11 protein-coding genes are annotated in these 21,203 nt (G+C 62.8%); 4 read left to right on the top strand and 7 right to left on the bottom strand.

All coding sequences use genetic code 11. The features are described 5' to 3' along the window. Positions 1–74: 74 nt before the first annotated feature. The 5 genes from Q6A47_RS00225 to Q6A47_RS00205 form a co-directional block, all read right to left on the bottom strand. Positions 75–2,459 carry a PAS domain-containing hybrid sensor histidine kinase/response regulator gene (locus Q6A47_RS00225; RefSeq protein WP_304482506.1) on the bottom strand — a complete coding sequence of 795 codons (2,385 nt, stop codon included), beginning with the start codon at positions 2,457–2,459 and terminating at the stop codon, positions 75–77. Positions 2,460–2,470: 11 nt separating this feature from the next. Continuing rightward, positions 2,471–2,932 carry a response regulator gene (locus Q6A47_RS00220; protein WP_029613330.1) on the bottom strand — a complete coding sequence of 154 codons (462 nt, stop codon included), beginning with the start codon at positions 2,930–2,932 and terminating at the stop codon, positions 2,471–2,473. Between the two features lie 23 nt (positions 2,933–2,955). Continuing rightward, positions 2,956–5,235: an ATP-binding protein gene (locus Q6A47_RS00215; protein ID WP_295481765.1), complete on the bottom strand. Its 2,280-nt coding sequence runs from the start codon at positions 5,233–5,235 to the stop codon at positions 2,956–2,958. A 297-nt stretch (positions 5,236–5,532) separates the two neighbouring features. Beyond that, entirely contained in the window at positions 5,533–6,681 is a 1,149-nt protein-coding gene (locus Q6A47_RS00210; protein WP_304482505.1) for a M14 family metallopeptidase, read from the bottom strand. Positions 6,682–6,760: 79 nt separating this feature from the next. Beyond that, positions 6,761–7,276, bottom strand: a complete 516-nt coding sequence (locus Q6A47_RS00205) for a DUF4880 domain-containing protein (protein ID WP_029613329.1) — start codon at positions 7,274–7,276, stop codon at positions 6,761–6,763. A 545-nt stretch (positions 7,277–7,821) separates the two neighbouring features. Between Q6A47_RS00205 and Q6A47_RS00200 the strand changes: the two genes are divergently transcribed. The 4 genes from Q6A47_RS00200 to Q6A47_RS00185 all read left to right on the top strand — a co-directional run bounded on the left by Q6A47_RS00200 (position 7,822) and on the right by Q6A47_RS00185 (position 12,367). After that, entirely contained in the window at positions 7,822–8,337 is a 516-nt protein-coding gene (locus Q6A47_RS00200) for a sigma-70 family RNA polymerase sigma factor (protein WP_029613327.1), read from the top strand. Further along, on the top strand, positions 8,334–9,281 hold the full coding sequence (locus Q6A47_RS00195) for a FecR domain-containing protein (RefSeq protein ID WP_304482504.1): 948 nt from the start codon (positions 8,334–8,336) through the stop codon (positions 9,279–9,281). Before Q6A47_RS00200 ends, Q6A47_RS00195 begins: the two co-directional genes overlap by 4 nt. Before the next feature lie 67 nt (positions 9,282–9,348). Beyond that, positions 9,349–11,745 (top strand): TonB-dependent receptor, encoded by a 2,397-nt coding sequence (locus Q6A47_RS00190; protein WP_304482503.1) that lies wholly within the window; start codon positions 9,349–9,351, stop codon positions 11,743–11,745. 118 nt (positions 11,746–11,863) lie between these two features. Next, a complete protein-coding gene (locus Q6A47_RS00185) occupies positions 11,864–12,367 on the top strand; it encodes a hypothetical protein (protein WP_304482502.1) in 504 nt (167 codons plus the stop codon). Between the two features lie 145 nt (positions 12,368–12,512). On the opposite strand, the gene Q6A47_RS00180 is transcribed toward Q6A47_RS00185, so the two are convergent. Next, positions 12,513–12,716 (bottom strand): cold shock domain-containing protein, encoded by a 204-nt coding sequence (locus Q6A47_RS00180; protein WP_304482500.1) that lies wholly within the window; start codon positions 12,714–12,716, stop codon positions 12,513–12,515. A 131-nt stretch (positions 12,717–12,847) separates the two neighbouring features. Next, positions 12,848–21,151, bottom strand: a complete 8,304-nt coding sequence (locus Q6A47_RS00175) for an RHS repeat-associated core domain-containing protein (RefSeq protein WP_304482499.1) — start codon at positions 21,149–21,151, stop codon at positions 12,848–12,850. Positions 21,152–21,203: the final 52 nt, after the last annotated feature.

The following is a 21,203-nucleotide window of genomic DNA, read 5'->3' as shown; positions in this document are numbered from 1 at the left end:
GCCGAAGCTTCGGTCTGGGGATTTTTCGTTTCCGCTCGAAAAGCCTGACGCGCCGAAGCGCGCCGTTTCATGCTTCAGCCGCTTGCCAGCAATTCGTTCAAGGCGCGTGTCAGTTCCTCGGCTTGCACAGGCTTTTGCATCACCAGGCTGCCGGGCAGTTCGAGACCCTCCAGTTCAGCGTAGCCGGTGAGAAAAACCACGGGTAACTGTGGGTAGCGCTCACGCGCGGCCGCGGCCAACTGCGCGCCATTGAATTCGGGCATGGCAAAGTCGGTCAGCAGCAGGTCGATCTGTTCATCGAGCAGCGCCAGGGCCTGCTCGCCACTGTGCGCCTGACGCACTTGGTAGCCGTACAGGCGCAGCACATCGCCGAGCATGTCGCGCACCAGATGATCGTCGTCCACGAGCAGGACCACGCGGTCATGACCGTTGAACGAACTCGTCTGGGGTGTACCAGTGGTTTGTGGCTCGCTCGTCTCGATCTGCTTGACCGCTGGCAGATACACACTGACCCGTGTGCCGACCTCGGGCGTGGTCTCGATGCGCACGCCACCCCCGGACTGCTTGGCGAAGCCGAACACCTGGGCCAGGCCCAGTCCGGAGCCCTTGCCGATGTCCTTGGTGGTGAAGAAGGGTTCGAATACCCGTGCCACCACGTCCTCGCTCATGCCGCAACCCGTGTCGCGGATCGACAGCATCACGTAATCGCCCGGCTCGGGATCTTCGGGACGCTGCGCGCGGCTTTCGACCCGGGTGTTGCGCGTCGTCAGGGTCAGCTGACCACCGGCCGGCATGGCATCGCGAGCGTTGATTGCCAGGTTCAGGATGATCATCTCGGTCTGGGTCGGGTCGGTCATCGCCTGCCACAGGCTGTCGTCCAGATCCAGCCGCACCGAGATGTTGCCGCCCAAGGTACGGCGCAGCAATTCCTCGAGGCCGCCCAGCGTGCGGTTCATGTTCAGCGGCACGGGCTCGAGACGTTGGCGGCGGGAGAAGGACAGCAACTGCGAGGTGAGCTTGGCACCCCGCTCACCGGCTTCGCGCACGTGTTTCAGGCGGCTGCGCGCCTTCTCCAGGTCGCCTTTGTTCAGGTCGCGCTCGACGAAACTGGCGCCTGTGAGGATCACCGTCAGCAAGTTGTTGAAGTCATGCGCCACGCCAGCGGTCAGTTGGCCGACGGCCTCCAGGCGTTGCATCTGCTGCAGCGCCGCCTCGATACGCTCGCGTTCGAGAATCTGGTCGCGCAGGCGACTGTTGGCTTCGGCCAGGCCGAGGGCAGACTCGCGCTCGCTGGTGATATCGCGGGCCACCACATAGAGCAGGGTGTCTTCGGGTACCACGACCCAGGACAGCCAGCGTTGCTGGCCGCCCGCGTGCTGGATGCGGCCGACGAAACGGGCGCTGGTGCGGCCGTGGGCGAGGGCGGCGAGTTCTTCCAGGAAAGCCTCTTGTTCGTGCTCGGGCAGCAGGTGCAGCAGCGAGGTCTGACTCAGGCGTTCGCGGCTGATGCCCAGCACGGCCTCCCAGGCCGGGTTCAGCGCCACCGGTGTGAGGTCTTTATTGAGTACCGCGAGCAAGTCCTGCGACAGTTCCCAGGCGCGGTCGCGTTCGCGGGTGCGTCGCTCCACGCGCTCGCCGAGCATTTCGTTGAGTTGCTTGAGCGCTTGGGTGGCCTGGCGCTGTGTGTGGATGTCCTGTAGCACGCCGGAGAAGCGCACGCAGCGACCGTCGACGAATTGCGTCTGCCCGGTGGACAGCAGCCAATGAGGCTCGGGCCTGCCGGGGGCAATGCTGCGAAACTCGGCGCGGTAGTGACCATCGCTGTCAGGCTGCATCGATTGCATGACGGCCTGCTTTACGAAGGCCACGTCCTCGGGGTGGATGCCGGCGTAGAAGGTCTCCAGGCTCATCTCGGTGTCGATGGGCAAGCCGAACAAAGCCTTGCAGCGGTCGTCCCACAGCAGCAGGTCGTCAGCGGGGCGATAGTCCCAGGTGCCCATGCCGGCAGCATCGATGGCGATGCGCGCGCGGGCCTCGACATCGGCCAGCGCTTCCTCGGCACGGCGTCTGCGCTGACGCTCCTGGACTTCGGCCAGCGCCCGTCGCACCGCTTTGGGCAGCAACGGCAGGTTCTTCTTGAGCACATAGTCGGTGGCGCCCAGGCGGATCATCTCGACCGCGTGTTCTTCGCCATAGATGCCGGACAGGAAGATGAAAGGCACGTCCGGCGCCAGGTGCTGGGCGATGGCCAGTACGTCGGTGCCGGAAGACCCGGGCAACACGCAATCGCAGAGGATCAGGTCAAAGTTGCCCTCGCGCAGGGCTTTTTCGACCCCAGCGTGATCGAATACCACCTGCGCCTTGACATGAAAACCGCTGCGCTCCAAGCGCATCAAGCTCAGCTCGGCATCCATGGAGCTGTCTTCGACCATCAGCAGGTTCAATGCGGTGGGCTGCATCAAGGACGCCTTCAGTTGCTGCTGCGGCGATTCAGACGCAGCGAGCCGGGTGGAGGTTCGTTGAGTACGGCCCAAAAAATCCCCAGGTCGGAGATGGCGGCGACGAACTCCTTGAATTCCACCGGCTTGACCACATAGGCGTTGACGCCGAGTTCATAAGCACGCAGCAGATCGGGCTCCTCGCGCGAAGAGGTCAGCATCACCGTGGGGATGCTGCGCAGTTCTGGCGTATCGCGCACTTCCTTGAGCACTTCAAGTCCGTCGACCTTCGGCAATTTCAGGTCCAAGAGCATGACGGCAGGGTTGCCGTCGTCGCGGTCGGCATAGGCGTTGCGGCGTAGCAGATAATCGAGGGCGTCTGCGCCATCGCGCAGCACGATGACTTCGTTGGCCAACTGGCTGCGTTCCAGGGCCAGGAGGGTCAGCTCCAGGTCACGGGGGTTGTCTTCGACCAGCAAGATCGGTTTGAGCATGATGTGTCAGGTTACCTCAGGTGTTAACGGATGACGGGCAGGGCGAAATGGAAGGTGGCGCCCTTGTCGACTTCCCCCTCGGCCCAGACTCGACCGTCGTGCCGCTCGATGATGCGGCGCACGCTGGCCAGTCCGATGCCGGTCCCTTCGAAGTCCTCCATGCGGTGCAGGCGCTGGAACACTCCGAACAGTTTGCTGGCGTAGGTCATGTCGAAACCCACGCCGTTGTCGCGTACGAACACCTCGACCGTTTCGGGGTGCTGGAGCGCGCCGATCTCGATCCGCGCCGGCTGCCGTCCGCGTGTGTATTTGATTGCGTTACCGATCAGATTCTGCAGGACCAGATTGATGAACGCCGGGTCGGCGATCACTTTGGGCAAGCGCTCGACGTGCCATTCGATCTCGCGGTCGGCGTAGTCCGGGGCCGACTCCTGGAGAATGTTCTCCACCAGGGCATTGAGATCGACATCCGACAAGCGCAATGCCGAGCGCCCCATTTGCGAGAAATTGAGCAGGTTGTCCACCAGCGAGCCGGCGAAGTGCGCGGCCTCGCCAATGTGCTTGAGGAAGCGCTGGCCGCGTTCGGACAGGCCTTGGCCCTCGACTTCGCCGAGCAGCTCGGAGTAGCCGGCGATGTGCCGCAGCGGTGCACGTAGGTCATGCGAGACACTGTAGGAGAAGGCTTCGAGCTCCTTGTTCGAGCGCTGCAGCTCACCGCTCAGTTGCGCCATTTCCTCGGCCTTGCGCAGCACGATGCCCAGCACTGCGGTGCGCAGTTCGCCCGCGCCGTCGATCACCAAAGGATCCCATGGGGCGCTGAAGCCGCGTACCACCTCATGCCAGGCGTCGAAGCTGTGGCGCGGGCTGAGACTACCTTGAACGCTGATTTCCTTGAGTGGTCGGCCGGCCCAATCGACGGTGCGCACCTGCTCTGGACGGAACCACAGCAGGTAATGCGAGTGAATCTGCGAAATCGCGACGGCGAGCAGGCCGCCGGCGTACTTCGTCAGTTCTGGTACCTCGGCGATATCGCGACCCAGGTTGTCGCTACTGAAAACGGCATCGTCGCCACGGCGCGACAACCATTGCACCAGCTCGTTGATCACCGCCTCGCTGGGCGTGCTGCCGATCAGCTCGCACCGTTCGGCACTGATGATGGCCGCGCCCGTGGCGTCGGCGAAGTCCAGGAATACCTCGGGCAGGCTCAGCAGGCCGTCGCTGACGCTGTCATAGTCGGCCATGGCCGAGAGCATGTGGACGATACGCTGGCGCAGGTCGAGCAGGGTGCGCGTGGCGCTGTGCGCCTCGTGCGCTTCGAGTTGCAGCGAGAGCACGCTGCTCAGCAACTCGCAGGCGGCGCGGGTGCGGAAGTCCACCGCGCGCGGCTGCTCATGATGGCAGGAGATCAGGCCCCAGAGCTGACCTTCGACCACGATCGACAGCGACATCGAGGCCAGCGTCCCCATGTTTCGCATGTATTGAAGATGAACGGGGGAGACGCTGCGCAGCGCGGCGAAACTCATGTCCAGGGGTTTGCCTGTGCGCGGATTGAGCGTCGGCAGCAGGGGCGAGGGCGTGTAGTTGGCATCTTCGATCAGGCGAATGCGGTTGATGCGGTACAGCTCGCGAGCCTGACGTGGAATGTCCGAGGCTGGGAAACACAGGCCTTGATAGCGCGGGTAGCCAGCGTCTGCCACTTCGGCGAGCACCTGGCCATTGCCCTCGGCATCGAATCGGTAGGCTTTGACCCGTCCGAAGCCGGTGATGCGCTTGACCTGCTGCACCGACTGCTGCAGCAGTTCCTCGATACTGCTGGCCTGCTGAAGACTGCTGACGAACGCGCGCACCAAGGGGTAGTAGTCGTCTTGATCGCCTTGACCTGCGGACGGCATGCAGGGCTCGAATTCAGCGATCAGCACCTGATCATGGCGATGCACCAACAGGCGCAGACAATCGGTCCAGGGGGCGCCATCATGCAGTTTCACGTCGCCGATGTGGAAGGGAAAGATCTCGTCGACGGGTAGGCGTTCGAGTTGGCGACGGGCATCGAAACCGGCCTCCATCAGCGTAGGCAGGGTCTTGCCAATCAGGTCGGTGGCGGTACTGCCGAGCCACTGGCAGGCATTTTCGCTGATCTGGAGAATGCGCAGATCCTGCTCGTCGAGCACCAGCATGAAGCCGTGGGAACGGATGCTGCCAGGGATCTGGATGGGTTCCTGGGCGCAACGTTCAACGGCTTGATCGAAGGCATTTTCAGCGGTGGTCAAGGAAACTCTCCCGTCATGGCCACACAGGGCGGCCATAGGCGTCTGCGCAACAAGGTGTGTGCTATGCAAGGTATCAGAAAGTGACGGTTTTCGCCGGGAACATGGCCATTTGAGAGTAAGAATTAGGGTAGGTTCTGCTTCACGGCGAAATTTGTATAGCTTTCCCGTGACGCTGTGTCGAGATCACGTCGCGTCTGTGGCGGTGTGCGTTCAACTAATAACGCGGGCGCGAAGACGGCCAGCCCGTTGTTCGATCACAACGCCTACTGCCGACTCCGCCCACCACGTTCTACCGGGACAGCTCGATTCTTGATGTCCAGCGAAGAGACTGGCTCAACGCAGAACCGCGATCATCTGCTCCAGCGTCTGCAACACGGCACCGGCCAGGGCCGCCGAGCGGGCGCCCGACCAGCCGGTGCGTGGGTCGGGGTTGTCATCGTGATCCTTGAACGGCATCTCCAAGGTCAGCGCCAGGCAATCGTGGGTCTGTCCCACCGCATTGCAGGCCAGGGTCATGTTGGCCTGGCCAGGTTGGTCGCGGGTGTAGCCGTGAGTGGTCTGGAAGTCGGGTGTCAGGCTGCACAGCGTGGTGCGGAATTGATCCTCGAGTGCGGCGATGCGCGGCGTATAACCGGGGTTGCCTTCGCAGGCGGCGGTGAACACGTGGGGGATTTCCTCGTCGCCGTGCACGTCGATGAAGGCGTCGACGCCGTGCAGTTTCATCTGGCTCTGGGCGAAGAACACTTCCGGGCTGAGTTCGACGCTGGCGTCCTGCCACGCACGGTTGAGGTCCTTGCCTTTGAAGTTGGTGCGCAGATGGCCGTGGAACGCGCCATCCGGGTTCATGTTGGGGATCAGGTACAGGTCGGCGGCAGCGAGCAGGCGCTGAAGGCTGGGATCCTTGGATTCCAGGCGTTCGATCACGCCTTCCATGAACCATTCGGCCATATGCTCGCCCGGATGCTGCTGGGCGATCAGCCACAGCTTGCGCCGGGTACCCGTCCCCGAGCTGGCGCGCAGCAAGGGAATATCGCGACCTTGCACGCTGCGCCCGCTGGCCAGCAACTCGACGCCGTCGATCTTGAGGGCGCGTTCGATCAACTGGTTGTGGCGAGCGCGAGGGTAGGGCTCGAAGTAGGCGAACCAGGCGATGGGCTGTTCGGCGTCCAAGCTGAAGGTCAGGGCTGTGCCGTCGAAGGTGCTGGGGATGCGAAACCAGTGCTGTTGGTCGTAGGAACCCACCGCGTGATAACCCTCCCAGGCATTGGGATAGGACGAGCCATGGGCATTGTCGAGGCTGAAACTGTGGCGCTGCCCTGGCGTCAGCCCGCTGGCCTTGAAGTGGAACCATTGATAATGGCCGCTGTGGGTGTCGGGGCGAATAGCCAGGTGCACCTGATGCGGGTCGTTGGCATCCAGGACTTGGATATTGCCGGAATCGAAGTCGCAGTCGATCTGCAGGGGGGACAGCGTCACGGTCATTGCCAGGCTCCTATGGCGTTGTTGTGACGCTACTGTACACCCACGAGCGGTTCGGGGCAGGCGCGGGGCAGGTTCGATCTCAGGCCAAGAGTCCGAGCGCCAGTGCGGCAGCAACGCCCAGTACCAGCGCAACAGAGCAGCCGCCCAGGGAGAACGCGGCACGTCCGTGACGGTACCAGCCGTCTGCGCCTAGGTGTCTGGCCGGGGCCAACAGTGCGCGCCAGCGCAGTTCGGTCTGACGGAACGCGTGCAGGTGCTGTGGCGAGGCGTCCAGCCAGCGGCGGAAGTCGATGCGCTCGCACGTCGTGACCTGTGGACTCTGCAAACGCACATACCAGCGTCCGGCGACACCCGCCAGTTGATCGCCTCGCGGGCGAGCACTGTCCAGGGCCTGGAGCAGGTGACGTTCGACCGCCGCCAGGGGTAGGTCCAGGCGCTGGGCGATGTCGGCGATACCGAGCTGATCGAGTCGGCTGAGCAGGAAAATCTGCTGCACTCGGCGTGGCAAGCGTGCGAGGTGCTGTAGCAGCGCATTTTCGGTCGCGCACTGGGGGACATGCGGATCGTGCTCGAAGGGCAACAACAGGCGGCTCATGGACGGCTCCTTGCGCGGAGAGGGAACGAAGGGGGGCATCTTCCCTGATGCGCGGCTCAGCTTAATCTTAACGAGATTGATTCTCAAGTGCTGTTTGCGCAAATTGCTGCGCCACGCATTCACCGATTGCTATGCCTTTGATATCATCGCGGCCATTCAAAGCGGTAACCCTTCTTCATTAGCCTGAAGAGCCAAAAAAAAGACCCGGCAAAAAGCCGGGTCAAAAACCGTGATTAGCCTGATGAGGAGATAATCTGAGCGTCCGACCTGAGGACTCCAGGTTATCCAGCCAGTCTCTCGACCGGCTGAGTGCAATAATAATGGTTATCATTTGCAGGTCAAGTGATATTTCGTCTCATCAGAAAATAATTCTGTTTCAGCGCTGCCTTTGGTGCATGCCCGGTGCACTGCAGCGCGTCATGCACGACCAATCCCCTCCAAACACGGTTATCAAGCCGCCCATTGCAGCGGTGCGCTTGGCGCGCCCATGAGAACTAATTAGAATCACTCGCATTCGTACCCCGTTCTCTTCAGTGTGTCTTCGAATGTCCGAGCCTGCCGTGGCGCCCGATTCCAGCTTCGACACCCTTTACCGTGACCATCGCAGTTGGCTGCAAGGCTGGCTGCAACGGCGGCTGGGCGATACCTGGGCCGCAGCGGATCTGACCCACGACACCTTTCTGCGCGTGCTGGCGGCGCAGCAGACCAGCGCCTTGTCGAGCTTGAGGGAGCCGCGCGCCTACCTACTCACGGTGGGGCGTCGCCTGCTGGTCAATCATTACAAGCGGCGCAGCCTGGAGCAGGCGTACCTGCAGGCCTTGGCCAACCTCCCGCAGGCCTTGGCGCCATCGCCTGAGCAGCGCTGGCTGCTGCTCGAAACCCTGCAGGCGCTGGATGAGTTGCTCGACGGCCTGCCCAGTGCCGTACGCCGCGCCTTTCTCTGGTCGCAATTGGAAGGGCTGGATTACGCCGACATCGCTCAGCGCCTGGCGGTGTCCGAGCGCACGGTCAAGCGCTACATGGCCAAGGCTTACGAACACTGCCTGCTGGCGGACCTGTGACCAGCCCTGGCCGCGGCGATGCCCGCCAGTTGGCCCGCGAGGCTGCGCGATGGTTGTCCTTGCAGGACGCCGGCCCGCTGGATGGCGATCAAGCGCGTGGGCTCCAGCAGTGGCGCGCGCGCAGTGACGCCCATGAGGCCCTGTGGCAGAAGGCGCAAACCCTCAGGCAACGCTTCGCTCAGGTACCGGCGCCTCTGGCGGTAGCCTGTCTGGACCGACCCGATCCTGAGCGTCGGCGGGTGCTGCGGCAGATGTTGGGCGTCGCCATGCTGGCGCCGATCGCCTGGGCCGGCTACCGCCAGTTGCCGCTGTCGAGCTGGCGTGCCGACCTGCGCACGGCCACCGGCGAGCGGCGGGCAGTGGCGTTGGCCGATGGCACCCGCCTGCAGTTGAACACCGCCAGTGCGGTGAACCTGGACTTCGCCGAGGGGCATCATCGACTGCAACTGGTGCAGGGTGAAATCAGCCTGGACTCGCCCGGGCAGCTCTGGGTGCATACGCGCGACGGTGTATTGCAGGCCGAGGCCGCCAGCCTCTGCGTGCGCGAGCAGCCTCAAGGCTGCCTGGTGTCGGTCAGCCGGGGGCGGGTGAGCCTGCAACCGCTGGCCGGACCGAGGCTGCAGCTGCAGGCCGGGCAACGGGCGACCCTTGCGCCTGCCGCCGTGACCGGCGTGCAAGCATTCGATGCGCAACTGCCCGGCTGGCAACAGGGCCTGCTGATCGTCGACGACCGGCCGCTGGGGGAACTGCTGCGTGAACTGGACCGCTATCGCCCAGGGGTGTTGCGTTGGGACCCGGCCGTGGAACGCCTGCCGGTGACCGGCACCTTCCAGCTCGACGACACCGACCGCATCCTCGCACTGTTGGCCGCGAGCCTGCCTGTTCAGGTGCATTACCGTACCCGCTACTGGGTCTCGCTGACGCCAGGCAAGAAAATCGCCTGAGCGCTGTCCCCTTTTACTCACTCGCTTGTCATCACGGGTATCCACCCCTGAGCAGAGAACCTTGCGGATGTCCCGTTCCCCCTCGTTACGCCCTTTGTCCACGCAGTTGCTGCGTGCCGGTCTGCTGCTTGCGCTGGGGCTGCCTGCCAGTGCCTGGGCGGAGGAATCGCCACGGCGCAGCTTCCAGGTCGGCGGCGGCAGTCTCGGCGCAGTGCTGACCCGTTTTGCCGGTCAAGCAGGCGTCAGCCTGTCGGTCGACCCTGCACTGGTCGCCGGACGCAGCAGCTTGGGCCTTGAGGGCGAGTACGCTGTGGAAGAGGGCTTTGCCGCCTTGTTGCGCGGCTCCGGGCTGACGCTGGTGCCGGCCGGTCCAGGCAGCTATACCCTGGTACATCAGATCGAGCCGGTCGAGGGTGTGCAGGTACTGCCCGAGACCACCGTGCACGGCCAGGGACTGGGCATGGTCGACGACAGCTACGCCGGCGGCCAGGTGTCGCGGCGCAGCACCTTGGGCATGCTGGGCGAGCGCGACTACATGGAGACGCCGCTGAGCGTCACCTCCTACACCAGCGAACTGCTGCAGAACCAACAGGCCCGCACCCTGGCCGACGCCGTGGCCAACGACCCTTCGGTGCGCAGCACCAACCCGGCCGGCGGGCGTTTCGAGCAATTCTCCGTGCGCGGCTTCAGCCTCTACAACAGCGATGTCGCTTACGGCGGTTTGTATGGCGTGCTGCCGACCTATTCGATCGACATGGAAATGATCGAGCGGGTCGATATCCTCAAAGGCCCTGGCGCGCTGCTCGGCGGTCTGGCGCCCAACGGCAGCATCGGCGGCGGGGTCAACATCGAGCCCAAGCGCGCGGGCGACACCCCGCTGACCGAGTTCACCGCGTTGTACGCAAGCCCAGGGCAGGGCGGCGGGCACCTGGACATCGGGCGTCGTTTCGGCGAAGGACAGCGCTTCGGCGTGCGCCTGAACGCGCTGCGACAGGCCGGCGACACTGAATGGGATCACCAGCGCATCGAGCGTGAGGCCACGGTGCTGGGCCTGGACATGCAGGGCGATCGCACGCGGCTGTCCCTGGACCTCGGCCATCAGCAGCGCGATGTAGATGCACCGATGGAGCGCGTAGGCTTGGCCGCCGGGCTCAAGGTGCCGGATGCCAAGGACGTGCACCACAACTTCGCCCAGCCATGGAGCTATTCGCGGGCCAAGGACACCTTCGGCGCGGTGCGCGGCGAATATGACCTGAGCGACAACTGGATGCTGCATGGCGCCCTCGGCGCCCGCAAAGGCGACTACGATTTCATGCGCCACGCCGTGCAGGTGGTCAATTCGGCCGGGCGTTTCACCGTCAGTCCGCGCGCCTTCCAACGTGAAGAGGACGTGGTCACCGGCACTGTCGGCGTGCGCGGCTGGTTCGACACCGGGCCGGTCGGCCACACGCTGAATGTCAGCCTCAACCGTTTCGACCTGACCTTCGACAACAACGGCGCGCGCTATGCCAGCGGCATCAGCAACCTGTACCAGCCGGTCGCCTTGCCCGAGCCCGGCGCGCCGCTGGCGCTGGACAGTCCGGTGCACACCCACACCGTGCTGTCGAGCCTGGCCCTGGCCGACACCCTCAGTTTTGTCGACGACACCGTATTGCTGACCCTGGGCGCACGCTTGCAGCGTGTGGAGGTGGACAGTTCCGAACCCGGCGAGCCCGACCAGCGCTACGACGAGCACGCGACCTCGCCGTCGGTAGGCCTGGTATGGCGCAGCACGGATCAGCTATCGCTGTACTTCAACTACATGGAAGGCTTGACCCAGGGCCAGACGGCCCCGGAGACGGCGAACAACGCGGGTAAAGTGTTCGCACCTTATCGCAGCAAGCAATTGGAGGTGGGCGCCAAGTACGACATGGGGCGCTTCAGTACTACTGTCAGCCTGTTCCGCATCGACAAGCCGTCGTACTACACCGATGCGCAGAACAACCTCAGCGCCGACGGTGAGCAGCGCAACCAGGGCCTGGAGATCAGCCTGTTCGGCGAGCCGCTGGAGCGTGTGCGTGTGCTGGGGGGCGCGATGTTCCTCGACGCCGAGCAGACCCGCACCGCCAACGGCCGCAACGATGGCAACCGGGCCATCGGCGCGCCGGTGGTCAACGCCAACCTGGGTGTGGAATGGGACCTGCCCGCTGTCGATGGTCTGACCCTCAGTGCCCGGGTGATCCATACCGGAAATCAGTACCTGGATGCCGCCAACCGGCAGAAAATCGATGCCTGGCAGCGCTACGACCTGGGCGCGCGCTACGCCCTCAAGCTGGGCGACAAAGACCTCACGCTGCGCGCCAGCATCGAGAACATACTGGACAAGACCTACTGGGCTTCGGCCAACGTGCCCGATGGCACCGCCACCGGCCTGACCCTGTCGGCACCGCGCACCTGGCTGCTGTCGGCGACGATGGGCTTCTGACCCGGGTAGGGCTTCTCGCCGAAGTCGGTCAGACCTGTCTCTGTGGCGCCGAGTACCGCACCGCGCGGCCCTCGGCGCCTATGCTTGGGCCTTCATGCGCACTGAGAGGAGACTTGCGATGGACGCACGCCACATGCTGATGGGGGTTGCCTTGGGCCTGAGCGCGCTGGTGCAGGCCGAGGATGGCCCCGCCTCGCACATCAGCGTCAAGGTCGGCAAACCGACTTTCGTTCACCAGCTCAGGTACGAGGTGATATACAGCGAGAAGCCCTTCGAGCTGGCGACCATCTATTACTACGACAATGGCGTCTACAAGATCGTCTCGCCCGGCGAGGATCATTACGGCGTGTACCTGGTCATGGGCTCGATGACCGAACCTTCCTATGCCATCAGCTACCTGTCCCTGCCCTCGGACGACTGGGGTGGCAACGTGGCGCGGCATGACCTGCGGTTCGATGCGCGGCGCCAGGTGTTCGAGCAGCAGGCGCTGAGCTTCCAGGACCAGAACATCCCTGCGCAATCCGGCACATTCGTCCAATCCACCCATGATCAGGCTGATCCGACGCGCATCGTCTGGCAACAGCCATCCGCCCAGCCCGGGACGAACAGTGCCAAGCCGTAGACAGAAGATGGGAAGTCGCCACGGTGACGCGAACTGCCTGTCGAGCGTGATCGCAGTATCTGTCGCGGTCATGCACGGGCAGGCAGCGCGCGGTGGTCGGGCAGGTCCATAGTGCTCAACACAAGCCTTCAGGGTGCTGAAGGGGTTACTTGAGTTTGACGTTGGTGGCGTGATGCTTATCGCCTTTTTTGATCACCTCGAACGATACTTTGTCGCCATTCTTCAAATCCAGCGAACCCACGGCCTCGGATGGGAGGACGACATCGTCCTCATCGATCTCGTAGTCGAGGAAGCCTGCTTTCAGCTTGGTGTTGAACATCTTCACCTTTGCAACTTTTGCCTCGCTCATCATTCAGCTCCTTGTCGAAAAATGCCGGAGTGGCACTAGAACCCTAGCGACCCCGCTTATGTTCGACTACTGGCATTTCTGTCAGGTGCCGGCTGCGCGGACGGCGCAACAGCCGGCGATTTCACGCCTTGTCAGGTCAGCAAGTGCCCACCGCCGCCATGCTCCCAGAGGTTCTGCTCGCTCAACGGAATGGAGAAGCGTCCCCAGGGCGTGATCGGAGTGCTGGCGTCGTTGGCGGCCATGGCAATGAAGGCTTCGATCGATCCGCGTGTGATGTACAGGTCGATCGCGTTGCCGGTGACCCACGCCCCCGTGTTCGCCAGCCGTGAGCGGGTCGCGAAGTTGTTGAGCCTGTGAGCCTGTCGCAGCCCTTTGCCATACAGGCCCATGCGAGCGTAGCGAGGGTTGGCGAGGTCCATCGACGGCACCGCTCCCAGGTAATCGATCAGCCTCAGACCGGCGGACTTGATCGTCGCTCTTGCACCCAGATGGCCGGATTCGGCAACCGGAAGGCTGCCGAGTTCCTGGGTGGCGTACGCCATGGGCGACAGTGCGGGGCGGGGCACTCGAGCACCGGGCCTGATCCGCGAGAGCGTCTGGCCCAATCGACGCGTGGAGCGCATGACGTGCTTGATAAGACTCGGCACCTTCTTGATCAGACCCAGCGCACTTTCGTAAAGAGACAGCACGCCAAAGGCCAGCGACGCATAGCCCAATTTCCTCGACAGCTCGGGATTGACATCTTCGGTCAGGACGGACGCCACCTCGAAGCCGAACGACAGCACCGCGCAGGTCGTCATCGCGACGAAGAACACTGAGGCAGCGCCGCCCGTCATCACCGAAGCGGCGATACCGACAACGGTCAACACGGCGGAGAGTGCCAGACCGCGCCAGCGTCCACCGACGGGCATGGGCTTGGTTTCGCGCAGTACCTGCGCATAGTTGCTCAGTTCCTTGTCCTGACCCCAACGGCTGAGCATGATCGCGCCACTGGGGTCGTGCAGGTTGACCGGGTCGGGGCAGTGGGCGTAGTCGTTGACGCCGCCTTCTCCGAACGGGCTCAGCCAATCGGGCTGGACATGTCGACGCAACGCGGGGTCATAGCAGCGATAGCCATTGCCGACAGGGTACTGCCCCGTCACAGGGTCGCGGCGCATGCCGTTGTAGCCGCTGACCAGGTCCGGCAGGGCCGCGCCTTCGCCAAAAGGCAACAGGGGCGCGAGTTGCAGGTCGGCGTCGCTCACCTGGCCGACGATCCCCGCTTGTGGGTCGTCGATCAGCCAGCGCACCTGGTCGTCATCGTATTGCGCCAGCCCTGGGGAAAGATGGGTGGCGCGGGTGGGTTGGCCTGTCTTGTCGTAGCGGACCAGGCCGATCAGTTCGTCGTCGTCGTAGCGCAGCTCCTGAGTGCTCTGGTCCTGCTCGTCGTATTGCGCCGCCAGCCGTTGGAGCCCGTCGTACTCGTAGCGCGCGAGCAGAGCGCCTTGATCGTCCTTGACGCTGCTGAGCTGACCGGCGGCGGTGTAGGCCAATGCCCGTTGCTGACCGTCCTTTTGCAATTGACCGTTGCTGTTCCACGTCAGGGCCGTCGCCTGTTCGCCCGTCTTCACAGCCGTCAGGCGGGTGGGGTCGGACGCGGTGGCATAGGCGAAGGTTTCGGTGATGGAATCGCCCTCGAAAGGCGTGCTGACGCAGCGGGTCAGATTGTCCAGGCTGTCCCACGTGAACGCCTGGGCCTTGATCGGTACGCCATGGCGGTCCTGCGGACAGAGCTCCGCTCGGGTGGCGTCGCAGGCGTAGGTTTCCAGGCGGTCGAGCACGTCGTAGGTGAAGCGCTCGGTGCGCAGCAGTTCACCGTCCTGGTAGCTGGCCTTGCTTTCTAGCCGACCGTCGCCGCGCCAGGTCATCTGCTGGCTGAAGCAGGGCGCGCCGTTGCGCAGGAAAGTGCGCTCGGTTTCCCGGTCGAAGCTGTCGTGCTCACTGTCAACCTGCCACTGCCCGGCGCCGCTCAAGGCATGCACCTGGCGAGATTGCAGATGACCGAGTTCGTCGTAGCGGTAAAGCACGTCCTCATGCGCCTGGCAGGTGCGCAACAGGCGGCCTTCGCTGTCCGGGAACACGCGGCGCAGGCAGCCGTCGGCACGCAGGGCGGCGATTTGCTGTCCACGCAGGCTCTGCCATACAGCGCCTCTGACCGTGCCTCGGGGTGTCTTCTCGGTGGTGTTACGGCGGCCCGGAACTCGCGCATCTGCAACTACCTGCTGCCAAAGCGCAGTGCTGTCCGAATCCGCAGCGGCGCTCAGCACGGTCGAACCCTCAGCGCTGGCCTGGCTGTACAGCAGTTTGCCGTCAGCCTCGAAGCGCGAGCCCTTGGCGTCTTCTATCCGTTGGAGGCGGGTTTTGTCGGGGAGGGTCACCGAGCTCTCGTCGAACGCATACTCCCGGCTGCCGATCTTGCGTGTACTCAGCTTGCCCAGGTCGCTGAGGGATTGCGTTGCAACCAGCTTGCCATCGACGGTCAGCGTGTGGACCCGGTTGCTGAAGCCTTGGTAGGCGCGCTCCAGGGTCGTGGCGTCGGGGCGAATGACCTTGGTGACGCGGCCGAGGATGTCGCGCTCCAGCGTGTAGGTCTGTGTTTGGCCGCCGAGGGTACGGGTGTGGCTGATCACGCGGCCGTCGGTGTCGTAGTGTTCATCCACCTGCAAGTGCTGCTGGCCGGTTTCGTTGGTCCAATGCACCGCCTGCTGGAAAGACCCATCGGTTTCAGCGGTGCTGGTGGTGGTGCGTTCAGAGAGGCGGTGAGTGCCCAATAATTGTTGTTCGGTAAGTCGTACGGTAGAAGACGATTGCGTCGGCCGATGAAGTGACTTCATGCGTTCGAGTGCTCCAACTTGCGATACTTCAGTGTTGCCCAAGAGCATAAAGAGCTCGAGGATGTCCTGAATCACGGGCGTCAAGTCTATCGGGTATGCACCCAATGCCGAACGCTTACTGTCAAATCGTGCGCTAAACCACCCAACTATTTGCATATCCGTGAGTAAAGGTATGGCTGGAAATATACGGTGGAGGAGCTCACCTGCTTTGGCTCGATTGAATTCGTGGAATTCTTTGAGTAAGTTTTTTGACAGTATGTTGAGCATTGAACGGGTTCTCGATTCGAGACTCCCCTGTGAGGCGCGAAGTTTAAGTTGATCAAAGAACGTCGCAGTTCCACCGTATATAAAAATTCTTTTAACGGCTGCGAGCGGTAGAGTAGTTTCACTATCCACCTCATCACTCTCGGCGTTTTCTCCGATGTTAGCGCCCGACAGCTTCAACCATCGTTGCGAATCTGCGTTGCCCAGACTCCTTGCATCCATGCGTATGGCTTGTCCTCCTGGCAGATAATCCCACGACCAGTTGACTGACGCCGAAGACAGATTCAATGCTGCATAAGAATACGCCTCCAAGGGGACGTATGCCCCTTCAGGCGCTCGGCGCCAATGCATGCACTCTGTCCGCTGCAAGCCGTCAAGATGACAAAGGCTCTGACTGCCGTCCTTATGGCTGTGCTCCACGTGTCTCCCATCGACGCTGAACACCGATGTGATGTGCTCGTCGGCCTTCTGCTTCGCAGTCCTTCCAGTGCTTCCGGCTGCCAGCCTGTAGCGAATTTCTTGAATGACACGCCCCGACGCATCGCGCGTCCAATGCGTTTCGACGCCATTCTCGACCTTTTCCAGCGCGCGCCTGCTGTACCGGGAGCGAACCTCCTTGCTCACCTGGGTCGTGCCCTCGGCCGTGGTCGCGCTGACGATCACTTTAATGCCCGGCAAGGCGGGATTATCGATGAAGGTTTGAACGTTGCTCAGCGTGATGTGCTGGCCGTCAGCGTGCGAGGTTTGTGTGTTGGTGATCGACCACTCGAGCACCTTGCTCTGCTCACTGGGGGTTTTCTTGCTGGTGGGTGCCGAGGTGGACGTGCTGATCTGGTGCCACAGCACCTGCTCTCCCGTCAGTGACCACGTGGCAGTGCCATCGAGCGTATCGTCCGTCAGGGTGCCCGTCAGCCCTTCCACCAACACCACCTCGTCCAGCTCCAGGTAATCGCGGCCTGCACGGGTGACATTCCGATATCCGAACAATTTCAGCCCCTGTGGATTGCCAAAATCGTCACATTGATACTCCGCCATCAACGGCGCATTGGCGTAAGCCGGCATGAACGGACATTTCAGGGTCGGCACCGTGCTCAGGCCTTGCAGATCACCCAGCGCGATCTGGTTTTCTCCCTGGTCTGCGTAGTAGCAGTAGTGGATGGAATGCGAGCCCTTGACACGCAGACGCAGTGGATTGCCTTGAGCATTCGTCACGGCAGTGGTGGCATCCACGGTCTTGCCCAGACGCGCACGCTGGGTTTTCGGCGACAGACTCAACAGTTGCTTGATGTCGCTCGTCAGTTGTTTCCGGTACTTCGTCGAATATGCCCACAGCAGTTGAAGTACCGCCGTCTTGCGCTCCAGCGGCGCGGACGTTGCCACGGCTTCGATCTGTTCACCCTGGATTCTGACGCGTATGCCTTCGATCACGTCGACCAACTCGTCTCCCCAGCCTGAGTAACGGAAGGTGGTCCGGGTGTGCTCATCACCCAGTGAAAACTCCAGCCAATGATCCTGCGCAGAGCCCGAGCCCTGGAGCAGTTGTATGCGGTTGCCATACTCATCCAATCCGAATGCGTACAGGCTGTGCTGCACCGTGGCGTGGGTACCGCTGCGCACGGCGGCGATGAACAACTGATCGCTGGGGTGTTGGAAGCTGCCGGTGTAGGTATAGCGGTCGATATGGTTCTGCTGGCCACCGCTGGGCAGCAGCGCATGCAAGGCCACGCGAGGCAGGGCAGGTGAGCTTTTCAGTTGGGCGTCCTGCTTGACGTACTGGACGCATTCGACGGAGCCGTCCTGTTCCTGCAGGCGGCACAGCACCCTGTCCAAGGTCGGATCGTCGTCGTAGCCACAGTCCACCTGCTGCAAAACGGCGCCGTTCTGCTCACGTTTGAGCGTGCGTAACAGATAGTGTTCGAGCTCCAGTTCGACTTGGAACGCCTCGGCGCTGCCAGGCCACAGTTGCATCTTCACCTGACTGCCCACCTTGGCCTGCGGATTCAGATACTGCGCGCTGAACAACAGCGTTTCACCGCTCTTGATGCTCATCAGCAGAAACTGACCGTCCTGGCGCTTCCATTGCAGGTCCAGCGCTTCGCCGTATTGCGAGACGATACGCGAGGGCAACAGTTGCACGAACGGTCGCTCGTACAGTGCGATACGCCTGTCCAGTTCTCGGGTACTGCCATGCTTGGCCCAGGCCTTCACCGCCTCGCTGTAATCAATGGCCGCTGCGCTGAAATAGCCCGGCGGGCTGAGCACCATCAATACCCACTGTGTCCAGTGATCAGGTACGTCTGGAAATTCAGGCTTGCTCTTTTTCTTGATCGCCCTGAGCGCCGTGAGCACCTTCTGGCGGAAGGTGTCATTGGGTTCGATCTCGTCACTGCCGGGGGCGGAAGGCTTGCTCAGTATCTCCTGGGCACCGGTCGGGTACTCGACGGTGAAGGTGCTGTAGTCCTGGTTGCAGCTTACCCGGCAGGACGGTGTCTTGATGGCTTGACCTTTGCCCAACAGTGCCCATTGATCGTCGCTGAGCATCACTGGCGTGCCATTGGCGAGCGTGAGCAGGCGGTGATCGTTCTCCTGCAGGGAACTGGTGACGATGCGGGAGAAGCGCCAGGCCCAGCCATCGCCCAGGCCCGCCTCGTTGCCGCGCAGCGCCGAGTAATGCAGTGTCAGGTCGCACACCGGTCCCAGCCCATGCACGCCTTGCAGCGTGGCGATCGGATAATGGGCATGGAACAGGCCGCTGCGCTCATCCACGCCCGTGCGGTCGTGATGGCTGGTGTCGAAGACTTCGGAGTGGTTGGTGTTGCCATAGTCTTCGCACAGGAAGCTGATTTCCTCATACGCCCGCATGGCCGCCGGTGGCTTGAACGCCACGGCCTGTACGGCGTGCCAGAAGTGCCTGGGGTGCAGTGCGCCGATGTGGCCCACGGTGAGTGCCTTGGCATCGCGAGCACTTTCCGGATAGGTCAGGTGCAGGTCGTAGAGGCCGTTATCGATCGGCCCTGCCCAGGTAACCCGGGTATCGGTCACTTCCACCGGCCATTGCGGGTGCTCACAGGGACGGGGCACGCAGGCCGCCACTCGATACCCCTTGTCATGGGCCGCCTGGTTCAGGCGAAATTCCAACTCTCCGTTCAACGACTGCACCTCGATCTGCACGGAGCCTTCGCCTGCCTGGACCTTGAACTCGGCCTTTTCGGTCGGCAGGCGCCCAGGCCAGTCGTCGGTCTCGAGCAGGTACTTGACGTAGTCGCCGTCGCTCCAGGTTTCGCCGTCGCCGACGTTCTCCACTAGCACCTGCAGTTCGCTGAAGCGGGGCACGCTCAGCGCTTCGGCGCTGGTCCCCACCTGCAATTCCGGCCAGGCCTGCGCCTTGAGAAAATCGGCCAAGGCCTGGAGCCAGCCCGCACGGTCATCGAGCTTGACGCCGTCCTGAGGCTTGAACAGCGCCCGGTGCAGCAATTTGCGGCTGAACGGATGGCGGACGGTGACCAGCACGGCATGTTGGGGGTCGTTCTTCCAGGCCGAGTCCAGGGTAGGGCCCGCCTGGCGCCCGGCCGCGTCGGGCAGGGTGGTGAAGATGCGCAGCGCATCGCCGCGTTGCCACAGGTACAGTTTGTCGGTCTCATCGACCCGGCCCGCGTCGGGGTCGTGCGTCGCTACCCGCAGATAGGGCGACACAGGCGAGGCGTTCAGGTCGGTGAGCCAATCGCCGAGCCACTTGCCCGAGGCGCACTGGTCGCTGCGGGGTGTCCATTGGTGGTGAGCGAGCAGGCGATGGGAAAACTCATCGTAGACCCAAGCCTGCACGGGCTGACCCTGCTCGAGCGTCAGCCCGTCATCGATCGCCTGGCTCTGCCACCAGCGGGCCTGGGTGAGGGTGACGCACAGCTCGGCGCATTGAGGGACCCAGAACGCGTTGCCAGCCTCGGCAGGCGTCACGCGGCAGTCTTTGAGCACACCCCCCCGCAGCAGACGGCTGTCATGGTTGATCTGTTCGCACAAGGCCTTGGCCCAATGACTGCCGGCCTGGGTAGTCGTGGGCGTGAAGAAATGCTGCTCATACAGGGCTTGGCAGGTGAGGTCGCGCACTTGCAGGCACAGCGTATCGCCTGCTTCCGGCTTGAAGGTGCCGTCGCAGGCCAGTGCCTGCACCAGGTTGGCGGCGAAGGGGGCATTGCTGAAGGCACGGTAGCGGGCCGGACTCCAGAGCCGCAGGGGCTCGACATTGGTGGAGAAACTGTTGTCGGCGTTCCAGGCGCCCACGGTCATGGGTTCGCCGGCGGCTACCACGTGGTCGGCAAACGCCTTGGGCCAGTGCTTGGCCGAGCAGGCGTTCTTGGGTACCGGGTAATCGATTCGGCGGATATCGCCATCGAGCCTGTCGATGAGAAAGGCCGTCAGCACCTCGCCTTCGGCCAGCGCGCGCTCGGCTTTGAGGGTGCTGCTGGTGGTCCAGCCACCCTCGATGCTGCCCACCCGTTCGAGCGAGAAATCAGTCATGTCGGGGAGGACGCCATCAGGTTCGGTCGAGATCAGATAAGGTTCGGTCATTGCCCGCCGCACCCTTGAAGGCGTCTTCGTCTTCGTCGGCGTCGCGTGCGCGGCCTTGTGTTCGATCGCGAAGCGCCCGTTTTCAGTGGCGGTGACCGCCCATTCGCTTTCGACATGAAACTCACCCAGCACTCTTTTCAGAAGCGCCTGGTGTGCCGCCAGGTCGGCGTGGTAGTCCGGTACGGGCTGGGAGGGCGGTACGAAGCAAAAGATATGGTCGACATAGCTCCATGGCAACGACACGTTGTTGCGTTGTTGCGCGATGGCCTTGCGAATCAGGCTTGATTGCGCATGGGGGCCAAGCGTGTCGAGATTTCCATCTGCCAACCAAGTGAATTCGCCCAGGGCATAATTGCGTGCGAACGTCCCATAGTTGAGATCGATACCGAAGTTCGATTGCGAGGGGCGTTGCATCATCAGGACTGGGCCAGGCAGTTCGTACAGGGTTTCTCCACTGTTGCGATCGACCAATATCCAACCTTCTTTCAGCAGCGAAGCGAATGCCAGAAGTCGCTGTGTGCGCCGCTCCTTGAGTTGCACGATGTCCTTGACGTCTGTCCACTTCATATGGTGCTGCTTGCCGGTGCTTTGGTCGAGCAGCGTGATGCCATTATCGTCCGCCTTTACCCAAAGGTACTGTTGGCCATTGACCGTCACCTCGTCGTCCTTCGCGAAATAAGGCGCGACGGTGCTGCGGATGTACATTCCCTGGGTTACCGTTGATTTGGTCATGCGCGTAGCCTCGATGGACGGGCCAATGCCCTTGGATCATCTTGGCTATTGG

The organism is Pseudomonas boreofloridensis, from assembly GCF_030580795.1.
Lineage (GTDB): Bacteria > Pseudomonadota > Gammaproteobacteria > Pseudomonadales > Pseudomonadaceae > Aquipseudomonas > Aquipseudomonas boreofloridensis.
Note: the sequence above shows the minus strand (reverse complement) of the source record. Positions and strands in the feature narration are given on the sequence as shown.